Here is a 12002-nt window from a genome sequence, read left to right as displayed (position 1 = left end):
AAAAGAAAAGGGTCGGCTGATGCCGACCCTCATTACTGCCAAAGAAATTATCGTTATTCTTCCGCTTGCTGTTCGAGGTACTTCTTGCGTTCTGCTATTATCTTTTCTTGGATGTTTGGTGGAACGATATCGTATTTCGCAAACCTCATCGTGAAATAACCTCTACCACTCGTGATCGATGAGAGTCTGCTCTGGAAGTCAAGCATTTCGGCAAGTGGGACTTCTGCTTTGACAACAGTCATACCTTTTCCTGCAGGCTCCATTCCCATCGGTCTTCCCCTTCTTGAGCTTATATCTCCCATCACATCTCCAGCGTTTTCATCTGGTGTGAAGACTTCTACGTACATTACTGGTTCAAGCAAAACTGGCCTTGCCTGCTGCATACCTTTTTTGAATGCTTGAATTGCTGCGATTTGGAACGAGATATCCGATGAGTCGACTTCGTGGTACGAACCGTCGAATAGTGTTACTCTGACATCGACAACCGGATACGCCGCAAGCACACCTTTCTTCATTGCTTCACGAATTCCTTTTTCAACCGACGGGATGAAGTTTCTTGGAATGACTCCACCCACGATCTTGTCAACAAATTCAAAGCCCGCGCCTCTTTCAAGTGGCTCGATCTCTATCTTAACGTGTCCATACTGACCGTGTCCACCTGTTTGTTTCTTGTGTTTGTGCTCAGAAATCGCCTTTGCCATTACAGTTTCCCTGTAAGCAATCTTCGGTTTTCCAACCTCTACATCTACGCCAAAGATGTTCTTGAGTCTTTCAACCATGACATCAAGGTGCATACCACCAATACCTGAGATAACGGTTTCCGAAGTTTCGGGATCGAATTCCCAAGCGAATGTTGGATCGGAATCCGCCAATCTGCTCAGACCGTTGCTGATCTTGTCGATGTCTGACTTTGATTTTGGGTTGACGCTCTTGGAGATCATCGGTTCCGGGTAAACTGGAGGAATTATCGCAAGTTTCCTATCTTTGTGCGTTAGTGTGTCCCTAACGGCACTCTCTTTGAGTTTTGGAAGGACAACAACATCACCACAGGATGCCTCCTCAACTTCGTAGGTTTCCTTACCTTTTGCAAAGTACAGGTGTCCGACCTTTTCTTGGGAACCTCTTGTTACATTAACAAATGTATCACCTGGTTTAAGAACACCGGAGACAACCTTTATGTAGCTCAATTTTCCAACGAACGGGTCAACAACCGCTTTGAACGTGTAACCAACGAACGGATCTGTCTCGGAAGCTACAACATCCACTTCGTCGCCACTTTCGAGTCTTGCCTTGTACGGTTTAGCTTCAAGTGGAGAAGCACCGATGTTGTTCAGTGTTCTAAGTAATACGTCAACACCTATGTTCTTTTCTGCAGAACCTGCCAAAACTGGGACGATTTGTCTTTCGATGAATCCCTTTCTAAGAGCCGACCAAAGTTCTTCAGGGGTAATTGGTTCTTCTGCAAAGTATTTTTCCATCAAAGTATCATCGAGTGAAACGATATCTTCCATTATCGACATCTTAATTTCTTCAACTTTATCCTTTACTTCTGCTGGAATTTCTGTCTCCTTTGGTTTGCCATTTTCATAGAGGTATGCTTTTCCAGAGATAAGATCGACAACTCCTTTGAAGTTCGCTTCTGCACCAACTGGGTAGACTATGGGTACAATCTTCGCTTCGAACCGTTCCTTGAGTGATGCGAGTGAATTCTCAAAGCTTGCTCTTTCCTTGTCCATCTGGTTGATGAAGACCATTATGGGTTTTTCCATTTCCGTTGCAAGAGCCCATGTTCTTTCCGTCTGGATTTCCACACCTGCCGTTGCATTTATAACGCTGATAACATTCTCGGAAACGAAGATCGCACTGATAACTTCACCAATAAAATCGCTGAAACCTGGCGTGTCAACAAGCGTGATCTGTTTACCTTCGAACTTAAACGTGCCAACATGCGAGTTTATACTTGCACCCCTTTGTGCTTCTATTGGATCAAAATCAACCTCTTTCTTTGTAACGTTCATCCCACCAAGGTTAAGAGCAGCTACCATCAAAGCGGATTTTCCAGAACCGTTGTGACCCACAAGAGCCACTGTGCGTTTATCCTTCGCAACCATGTCCCCACCTCCGTATATGATAAAAAAATGTCACTGTGGTATATTTTACCAGAATATTTCAGATTTTCAAACCCTGTATTTTGTTTCCAAGCTCTCCAATTCGATAATGCACGTAGATAGTTCCCTTAGAATTCAGAATCTGAGCTTTTTCAAAGCGTAATGAGTAGTGTTTGTCAATATTTGAAAAAAGATTCAACCCGTCAGGTAGGATTATCGGTTCTATTGTCAAGTGTAAGTCTGTTACAAGACCAGCGTTTAGAAATTGAGAAAACAAAGTCTGACCACCGATAACGCACACGTCTTCAAAACCTCGGTTCCTAAGTTCCTGAATTATCTGCGAAACGTTCCCGTTTAGTACCAAATCAGGCTCTCCACAAGAAAACACGCCCTTTGTGCTCAGAACAACGTTGTACCTTCCGGGCAATCTTTTACCAATCGCTTCGTAGGTCTTTCTGCCCATAACAACAAGACCTGAGCGGGTGGTTATTTCTTTGAAAAGTCTTTTGTCCTCCGGACTTCCCCAATCCGTTCTATCGTTTTCATTAATTGCGATAGTTCCCCTTACATCTGTCACTGCCAGCAATCTGATTCTCGTATCAACCACCTTCCCTTTCATTTAATATATTTTAGCACAGTGCAATGAATAAAAAAGCGGTACCCGCTTTCCGGGTACCGCTTTTTTTGCTATTTCTTCTAGTATTAATATTCTGGCATTTCAGGCACGGATGCTTTCTTTTCCTCTGGCTTTTCAACGACGAGCACTTCTGTTGTGAGGAGCATTCCAGCGATTGAGGCTGCGTTTTGCAGTGCACTCCTTGTAACCTTTGCTGGGTCAATTATACCGCGTTCGTACATGTTGCAGTATTCTCCTTTGAGTGCATCGAAACCGTATGCTACCTCGTCTTTTGCAAGAACGTTGTGTACTATAATTGCACCGTCGTAACCAGCGTTGAGAGCAATCTGTCTGATTGGCGCCTCGAGTGCGTTGTAAACGATCTGTGCTCCGAGTTTCTCATCACCAGTAAGTTCGTTCAAGAGTGGCTCGATGGCTTTTCTTGCTCTTAAGAGTGTAATTCCACCACCGGGAACGATACCTTCTTCAACAGCTGCCCTTGTTGCGCTAAGAGCGTCTTCAATTCTGTGTTTCTTTTCTTTGAGTTCCGTTTCTGTAGCAGCACCGACTTTTATAACTGCTACTCCACCAGCGAGTTTTGCCATTCTTTCTTGCAACGTTTCTTTTTCGTATTCGCTTGTGGTCTGTTCGATCTGGGCTTTAATCTGAGCGATTCTCTTTTTGATTTCTTCTGGTTTACCTTTACCACCGACGATTATTGTTTCGTCTTTCTTTACTCTAACAACATCCGCTCTACCGAGGTCTTGGAGTGTGAGGTCTTCAAGATTAATACCAACTTCTTCGCTTGCTACGATACCACCTGTGAGAATTGCAATATCCTGGAGCATGGCTTTCCTTCTGTCACCGAAGCCAGGAGCCTTAACTGCAACTGTGTTGAGTGTACCCTTGAGCTTGTTGAGCACAAGCGTTGTGAGTACTTCACCTTCGACATCTTCTGCAATGATTACGAGTGGTCTTCCTGTTTGAGCAACTTTTTCAAGTATTGGGATGAGTGGTTTTACGTTGGAAAGTTTTCTATCGGTAATGAGTATGAACGGTTCGTTGTAGACAACTTCCATCTTTTCTGGGTCTGTTACAAAGTACGGTGAGATATAACCTCTGTCAAATTGCATACCTTCGGTGAATTCAACGTATGTGTCGATGGTTTTGCTGTCCTCAACTGTGATGACCCCATCTTCTCCAACCTTTTCCATAGCTTCTGCAATAAGCTTTCCAATCTCTTCGCTGTTGGCGCTTATAGCTGCAACGTGTGCTATATCTTCCGTGCTGGAGAGCTTCTTGGAAATCTTTTTAATTTCCTCAACAACCTTTGCTACAGCTTTGTCGATTCCGCGTTTGACAAGTATTGGATTTGCGCCAGCTGCGACCATCTTGAGTCCTTCTTTAATCATTGCCTGCGCAAGAACTGTTGCAGTTGTTGTACCGTCACCGGCAACGTCGTTTGTCTTGCTTGCAACTTCCTTAACGAGCTGAGCACCAAGGTTTGCGAACTTGTCTTCGAGTTCTATTTCCTTAGCGATGGAAACACCGTCGTTTGTAATTGTTGGGCTTCCCCAAGATTTTTCGATAACGACGTTTCTACCCTTTGGACCAAGTGTGATCTTCACTGCATTCGCAACCGCATCAACACCTGATTCGAGTGCCCTTCTTGCTTCTTCACTGTATTTCAACAACTTTGCCATATCTCACACCTCCTCCAATTTTCCGTTTTTATTCTTCTATTTTTGCAAGAATGTCGTTCAAATCGATCAAAATGTAGTCTTCATCGTCGATCTTAATTTCTGTTCCGGAGTACTTGTTGTATATTACCTTGTCTCCGACTTTGAGTGTGCAATCTTCTGGCAGTTTACCAACTTCAACTATCTCAGCCTTCATCGGTTTTTCCTTAGCGGCATCTGGAAGTACAATACCACCTGCTGTCTTCTTTTCTTCGATGATGGGCTTTATCAAAAGCCTTTCACCAAGTGGTTTTACCTTCATACTCTTACCCCCTCCTGTCACATGTTGTTGTGTTTTGATTATCACTCTTTAGTTGCGTGTGCTAATTTTAGTATAACAGAAAAATGAAATATGTGAATTGTGAAAGTTTACGTCTATGGCCATTTATGCAGCTTTATAGCGAAATAAATGTATTTTTCTTATTTTTTCTTATGTTTTCACTAACCAAAATTGACTGAACGGCTTTGTTTGCAACATCACGAAAAGTATGGTATTGAAAAACAAAAGCCCTGGGATCAACCAGGGCTGAAGTCTGAACTGTTGGTGGAGCCGATGGGACTTGAACCCACGACCTCTACCGTGCCATGGTAGCGCTCTCCCAAGCTGAGCTACGGCCCCACTATTATGACACATGCATCTTAATACGCATGAAGATTATATCATTTATTGAAAAAAAATCAAGAAGGATTCCTTTACATTTTTTCTTAACAAAATTTCAATAATTTTGACTAATTCGAGGTCTAAATTTATAGTTGATGTAGTAGGAGCAGGCACGCCTAATATAGAATATGTTATTGGGTAAATTTGTGTTCTGGTACTTTTTGGGATGTTTGTCACAAATAAGAAGATAAAAAATAGAACACTTTCGGAGGTGTGCTTGTATGAAACCTGAAGTTAAAAAAAGCAGGTTCTTTTTTGGGTTCATCACCAAGTCAACTGCTTTGTTATTGATTGTGCTGAATATCTTTCTGTTAGCTGTTTTCTCATGTACTTCAAGAGGTACAACAACTTCCAACGAAAAGTTTAAAGTATCCTACCCAGAAGTCACTTTTGTCAATACGGATGTAAAAATCACCGTTGAACCACTCGAGCCGGGCTTGTCGAACATAAAGGTGAAATCCAAACACAGTGACAGCACCGTGTTCAGTGAATCCATTTCGATTAACAAGTACCCTTACGAAATCACGAAGCGCTTCTCAAAGCCGGGCATTTACCAGCTAAGTGTTGAGGGTTATTCGATAGTTGATAATGTTTGGTACACCACTAACGGAACAATGACGGTTTACGATTCGTTACCTCCCTTAATTGAGGAAGTGAGACTCATACCCGAGCGCCCGTATGTGGGCGATGAGGTGATGCTGCTAATCAAAGTCGGTAGTGAGAACCCCATAGTGAACTACACTTTGGACGGTCGAGTAGGTGGTAACACTTGGATAAGGAAAGCACTTACCGAGAAGGCGGGATATGTTTATAGAAAACTTGAACCAGTAAATTATCCTGGAAAAGTGGAGCTATTTCTAAAAACTTCTTCTTACAATATGGAGGATGCCACGAAGGTAGTATTCGAAGTAAATCCAGTGGATAGGGTCAAACCTATCATTAATGTTTTCACTAAGACTTTTTATCCGGTAAACTCAGATGTGAGCTTCGAAGTCAAAATGTATGACAACGAAGAGCTCGATTATTACAAAGTGGAGTTCAATGGTGAAGTTGTCGAGCAAGGTAAGATTTCAGGAAAATCGTTTGAAAAAGCCATAAAAATAGGTAAAAAAGAACTTGGAACACATACGCTTAATATAACTGTGAGAGATAAAGAAGGAAATGCCGCCTACTATTCGAAAAGAATCTACGTCGGTTCGACGGCTTTGAGTTTTGAGGTCGAGGTGAGCCCAGCGAATTTAACTGCAGGTGGAACGGCGGTTATCGCACTTGTTCCACAAGAAGAGAGAGTCCGATACACAAAGATTGTGTACTTCGTCGACGGGAAAGCGATAGACTCGAGCATCGCTTCTGAAGGAAAAGAAGCAAAAAGATTTACTTTGTGGGACGTAGAAGAGGGAACACATATAATTACAGTTTACGCGGAATCGGACGATAATAGAGGTGGAATAGCCGAAACTTTTGTGAGTGTACCCGACTACAACGGTCCGAGATTTATCTCACTCACCGTAAACGATGTTGAGATGGGGAAGGACCAGCCAACGTACATTTCACCCGGACCGGCGGTCTTTAAATTGAAAGTCTACGACGCTGGTGGAATAAACACAGGAGTTAAACCGAGGCTGCTCATCAGAGAAAACGAATTCGCCAGCTTTTACAGGGATTTACTAATGGAACCGGAAGAGATCTCTTCTGATGGGAAGACTGTTGTGTTCTCCGTGTCTACCATAATGGCACTGGGCTATTATTACGTTACTGTTATGAATGTTCAGGATTTGTCAGGTAACTTGATGCGGGATATTGGAAACTTCTTGTTGTATGTACAATAATCCTGATTTTTGTTTAGATAATCCCTGAGCAGCCAAAAAATGAAAAAAGCTTTGGTAAAAAACGGAAAAATAGAAAATTCAAAGGAGTCAACTATGCAAAATTAAATTTTTGTTTTGAGTGTGAGATAGCATAATCAATATTGAACTTCTCTTTCTTTCTCAACATTGCGTACAACGTTCGCAATAACTTGTGTACTACTGACATTATCGCTTTTTTGTACGGTATACCTTGCTGCCTTTTTCGTTCATAGTATGTTCGGAAATATTCGTTGTGAATCACTACACTCACTGCCATTAGCCATAGTATTCGTCTTAGGTGGGCATTGCCCCTTTTCGATATGTGTCCTTCTACTTTGCTTTTGCCTGATTGGGCAATGCTTGGATCGAGTCCACAATACGCAATGAGTTTTTTGTATGTACTAAATCTTGAGATATCTCCAACTTCTGCCAAGAAATGCATCGCGCTGTTTTCACCAATACCTGGTATTGACGTGAGTATCTCGATATCAAGGTTTATCGCACTACATTCGCAATATTCTTTCATCATCTTGTCGTATTCTTCAAGCTGTTGCTGTAAAAATTGTAGTTCTTTGATATTTTGCACAAGAATCTTTTCTTTCATCGGCCAATATTGAGCAATCGAGTTATTAGCGAGTTCTTTAAGTTTTTGAGCATTAAGTTTTGTACTTCTGCCACGGTCTTTGGAAAAGAACACATCCAGATTACGAGCCTTTTGAATAGCCTTGGCAGAAGGGAAATGAGAAAGAAGATTGAGGATAGTGTCACTGTAGATATTGGTAACTCTTTCGAGTTCAGGGAAAAGAACGTTGAGCAGTTTTTCGATATTGTCTTTAACTTTTGCGATGCGGTGGATAATGTTTTCGCGTGCTCTGACAATATCACGAAGCTCAGAGTTGACAAAAGCAGAAGAAGGAATTTGATGTTGTAGGTAAAACAAAGCAGTAGCGATAATGCGAGCATCGATTTTGTCGGTTTTGGTCTTTCGAAGAGAAGCAAAGTTTTTAACAGTTAGAGGATTAAAAACAGCGCAAGCAAAGTCGTTGGAAGAAAGGAAAGCCAGAAGGTTGAGATGATAACAGCCAGTAGATTCCATAGCGATGATGATGGATTGTTTTGGGAAGGCAGAGAGTTTGTTTGCGAAGGAGGAAAAGCCTTGCTGGGACATATCGAAAGAAGATTCGAAGATGATGGAACTGGGATTAGAGATAGCGCAGACGTTGAACTTATCCTTGGAAACATCGATGCCGACGAAAACAGGGAAGTTATCCATGAAAAATCCTCCTTTCGAATGATGAGGGCAGGGAGCCTGCTGAACCAATCCTCCATGCTGACGAGGGCTGAAAGCCCAACCAACTAATCATGGTTAAAGGCAGGCAACAGACTCCTTAAATGGCTTAAAAGCCAAGGTGACATAAGTTGTCCTGCCCTCAATTTTTTTAAGCTAAATTATTTATACCATATTTTTATGTAGGAGGTGACATATGAAAGTCTTGTAAAGCTAGTGTGCAAAAAAACGTTCTCGTGTTTCTTGCTTCAGATACGCGGTAGTTCGGAATGAGCTCCAACTCAGCCCAAAACTTTCAGGTTCTCTGACGTTTGGATGTAACGATTAATAAGCATGTGAGAAAGGAGGGTACGGTGTATGAAGGTGCGATTTAAACTTTTGGTTGTCTTGTTAACGTTCATAATAGTTCTGTTGCCGCAGTTCACGTTTTCTGCACTGAACATCAGCGGATTATGGGCCCCAACATTCTCAAGGTCGATACCAGGCAAATCAGGACCGAGTATAATTGCGCTGGAAGGTGGAACCTTGCTTTATCTGTCAAACGACGGTGCTCTTTTCACACTGACTATGGCAGGTGGCACCATTCAACAAGGACAAATTGATCAAGTGGCGAACATCGTAGCTCCTCCCGTGTTTATTAAACCTGATAGCGGTCCTGACAGGTACTTGATATACGTCACTGCTCAGGGTACGGCTCAAAATAGACTCGTAGTGCATCATTTCACACAAGGTAGTACAGGTGGCACTGCATATTATACAAACATAAACGGTCCATCCTATGGACTTACAGCATACCTTGACTCAGGCCAAATTGTTATTTTCCTTGGCACAGTTAACGGTACTTTGTATAGAATAACTTATGACACCGTGAATAACAGTTTTGTAACACCACCTATTACAGTAAACCTCGGACAGCCCATTAAAACACCCCCGATGCTCAATCCAGGTAGAACACGAGTATACGTGCTAACCCAGAACGGAACATTCTCGATAAGATATGAAAATGACCTAACTGAAGTTTCTTCAATAACTCTTGGTGGTGAATTTACAACACCTATGGCGATGAGTAGTAGCGGACACGTTTATGCACTGAGCAACCAAGGTACACTCTACAAAATTGATCCATCCACATCGCCTTCGGAACAACACGTTACATTCTTGAGTGCTGCCAATTCATCTGGACCGCTAATAGATGGTGATGATATTATTTATGTCTTTGGAGATAACGGGAAAGTAGTAGCACTTAACTCCAGTTTGACAAAAGCAGGAGAATTCAGCATCGGACAACAGATCACCTCAACACCAGGTATCGTAAAAGGTCTTGACGGTATAACATACCTAATTGTGCCATCATCTTCGTATGGAAACGGAAAGGTAAGCATACTTTCGTATAACTTAACAAGCGGACAGTTTAACTTAGTATGGCAGTACAACATTCCAAGCTCAATACCAATCAGTGGTGCTGTGAATATCGCACCGTTGGGTGCTCTTATGTCCGAGAATTACTATTTCACCGTAGCGGCAAATGATGGAACCGTGTACGCATGGCAGTTCGATGCACGTGGCCTCTACGGTATTTGGGCAAAGTACGGTCAAAACTCGTTTAATACAGGTTTCATTGACCGAACTTCTATAGGCTTTAGCTCGAGAATTTATTTGATAGCAAGAGAAGGTTACTACGGCAAAGAACTTTCAAGTTCTCTACTTTCAGGTTCGATATCAAGCCCCGTTTATGGTTTGCTTTACGATGCGACCATCGTGAATGACGATAATAGCCCACCTACAGTATTCAGGAATTTAAGAACGAACGAAACAAATCCTGCTTCTATTCTTCAAGGTATCCCAGGTGTTCAATCAGCCGTTGTCGAGTTCTCAACACCAACAACTGCTAGATTACTACTTGGTAGATACGTTAACGTGCGTGGTGTTAGTACACAACCAACGAAGGACTCCACGTTTACCTTCAGGTTCTGGAGAACAGGCGCTCCAAATAATTACGAAGGTGCACAAGGTGACAACCCGGCAACTTTGACGTTCAGATTCAACGACAGAAGGGTGGAACTCTACACAGATGCAAGTTATACATACTTCATTTACCACAGGTATCCACTCAGCGCAAATTCAGAAGGTACGACAGTTGTAAACACAACATTTAACTACGGTAAATTCATAAACAACCCAAATAATGCCAAGGTCACGATAAACTCAAGTCCAGTACAAGGTGGGCAAGTGTTCTATGCTTATAAATGGAACGTTTATCAATGGAATCCAGACGCGTCCACAGGCTATGACAGACAAACTTACTATTATAAAGACAGTATCCAACTACCGTTAAAGGGACCAGGATATGTTGAAATATTCTACGCTCAACTCAACGCCACCGTAACTCTCTTAGTTCCAGAGTTTGCGTATGGTCCAACTAAAGCCTTCCTATTTTTAGATGCAGCTACTAATTCAGTAGCTGAAGCTATGAGACTGGAGACTAAGCTTGGTGTTACAATAAGTAGGATTGAGTTTGAAAACTACTCTGCTAACGTCACAAAAGTAGATTCACTTAGTAGAGTATCACCCAATAAGCTAGAGATAGTCTTGCAAAACTTCAACCCACCCCTTTCTGGTACAACAAGGGTTGCGACAATTGCGCTCAACCTTATGTTCCCAGACAAAGCCACGTTTACTGGCAGTGCAAGTGACCCATACGAGCAATACTTTGATTTGTATGGATATGCACAACTTCAGGGTGGAATGGTGGATCCAGATTATCTAACCGCAAAGAGGGTTTACAAAGCAGGTAAGTTCTTATATATTCTCGGTGATTTCGACAACGACTTAGATGTGGATATCAACGACTGGAATATGTTTGTTACCAGACTTGGAACAACCGTAACCGGCACGGAAATGGTTTTCAACATTGGTCCACGCCAAGACTACACACCACCGTATCCAAATGTTTACAGCTACAAGGTTGGATACTTAACTGATTCGACCAACAATGTTGACGCATCTGACCTTTATATCTTCACGACGATGTTCGGATTTGCTATCGCTCCGGCCGATGTATTCCAGTGATTCCTTGAATAGGGAAGAGAGGTGAACGTTATGAGAAAACATCTGTTTTTAATCGCCGTTGTTTCAATTTTAATCGTACTATCAAGCTGTAACCTTTTCAGTCCCGCTAATTCCAATGCACCGAAAGAAAGAACTCCAGTTAATATAGTTGATCCGTACGGCAATAACCTATTTGTCGATGGCAAGATAAACGGGTTCCCAATGAAGGCGGATAAGAGCGGAGTCTACATTGAAGCGAAGATCAATGCTGTAAATAATTATTCATTTGACGAACCTGTTACAAGAATATTTGATGTGCAGTCGGTTGATTTCGATGGAAAGAACGTAACTATAAGACTACAAAAGAAGAACGTTAAAGATGTAGCACTCTTCAGAACAGCTGATGGGAATCTTATGTTCTACGCATACGGCTACGGCGATACACCATATTTCCAAGTGTGGCTGAAAGACAGACTCTCAACTTTTGCCGTGCAGGATATCAATCCAAGCCAAATACTCTTGGCAGGTGGATGGCTCGTTGGTGTGGGCAAGGGACGCGGGCAGAAAGGATTAGAACGTTCAAAAGATGAAATTTATGTCAAACTCAACATACCAGCAACAAAAGCTCCAGTGATTGCAAAGCTCGAAATAATAAACGAAAAGTAATTTATGTTTTCAAAAAAAGCCTGGGCTTT

At 42.1% G+C, this 12002-nt stretch carries 8 protein-coding genes and 1 tRNA gene; 3 read left to right on the top strand and 6 right to left on the bottom strand.

Translation table 11 applies throughout. The annotated features are described in order from the left end of the window. Positions 1-53: 53 nt before the first annotated feature. The 5 genes from fusA to CBS1_RS07985 form a co-directional block, all read right to left on the bottom strand. On the bottom strand, positions 54-2111 hold the full coding sequence (gene fusA, locus CBS1_RS08005) for an elongation factor G (protein ID WP_033191556.1): 2058 nt from the start codon (positions 2109-2111) through the stop codon (positions 54-56). Between the two features lie 58 nt (positions 2112-2169). Further along, on the bottom strand, positions 2170-2727 hold the full coding sequence (locus CBS1_RS08000; protein ID WP_052107125.1) for a dihydrofolate reductase family protein: 558 nt from the start codon (positions 2725-2727) through the stop codon (positions 2170-2172). An 83-nt stretch (positions 2728-2810) separates the two neighbouring features. Then, the gene (gene groL / locus CBS1_RS07995; protein ID WP_033191557.1) at positions 2811-4427 is read right to left on the bottom strand and encodes a chaperonin GroEL; all 1617 of its coding nucleotides are present in this window, start codon (positions 4425-4427) and stop codon (positions 2811-2813) included. Between the two features lie 28 nt (positions 4428-4455). Beyond that, positions 4456-4725 carry a co-chaperone GroES gene (groES, locus tag CBS1_RS07990; protein WP_014450657.1) on the bottom strand — a complete coding sequence of 90 codons (270 nt, stop codon included), beginning with the start codon at positions 4723-4725 and terminating at the stop codon, positions 4456-4458. A 280-nt stretch (positions 4726-5005) separates the two neighbouring features. Beyond that, positions 5006-5082, bottom strand: a tRNA-Ala gene (locus tag CBS1_RS07985). A 263-nt stretch (positions 5083-5345) separates the two neighbouring features. Here CBS1_RS07985 and CBS1_RS07980 point away from each other — a divergent pair. Beyond that, positions 5346-6953, top strand: a complete 1608-nt coding sequence (locus CBS1_RS07980) for a hypothetical protein (RefSeq protein ID WP_176759487.1) — start codon at positions 5346-5348, stop codon at positions 6951-6953. A 91-nt stretch (positions 6954-7044) separates the two neighbouring features. Here CBS1_RS07980 and CBS1_RS07975 read toward each other — a convergent pair whose 3' ends face one another. After that, positions 7045-8244, bottom strand: coding sequence for an IS110 family RNA-guided transposase (locus tag CBS1_RS07975; protein ID WP_236938321.1), 1200 nt, complete (start codon positions 8242-8244; stop codon positions 7045-7047). A gap of 372 nt (positions 8245-8616) precedes the next feature. On the opposite strand from CBS1_RS07975, the gene CBS1_RS07970 reads away from it, so the two are divergent. Beyond that, complete coding sequence (locus CBS1_RS07970) at positions 8617-11328, top strand: PQQ-binding-like beta-propeller repeat protein (protein ID WP_090222958.1); 2712 nt, start codon at positions 8617-8619, stop codon at positions 11326-11328. Positions 11329-11358: 30 nt separating this feature from the next. Beyond that, positions 11359-11973: a hypothetical protein gene (locus tag CBS1_RS07965; protein WP_033191560.1), complete on the top strand. Its 615-nt coding sequence runs from the start codon at positions 11359-11361 to the stop codon at positions 11971-11973. The last annotated feature ends 29 nt before the right edge of the window (positions 11974-12002 follow it).

This window comes from Fervidobacterium changbaicum (assembly GCF_004117075.1).
Classification (GTDB): Bacteria; Thermotogota; Thermotogae; order Thermotogales; family Fervidobacteriaceae; genus Fervidobacterium; species Fervidobacterium islandicum.
Note: the sequence above shows the minus strand (reverse complement) of the source record. Positions and strands in the feature narration are given on the sequence as shown.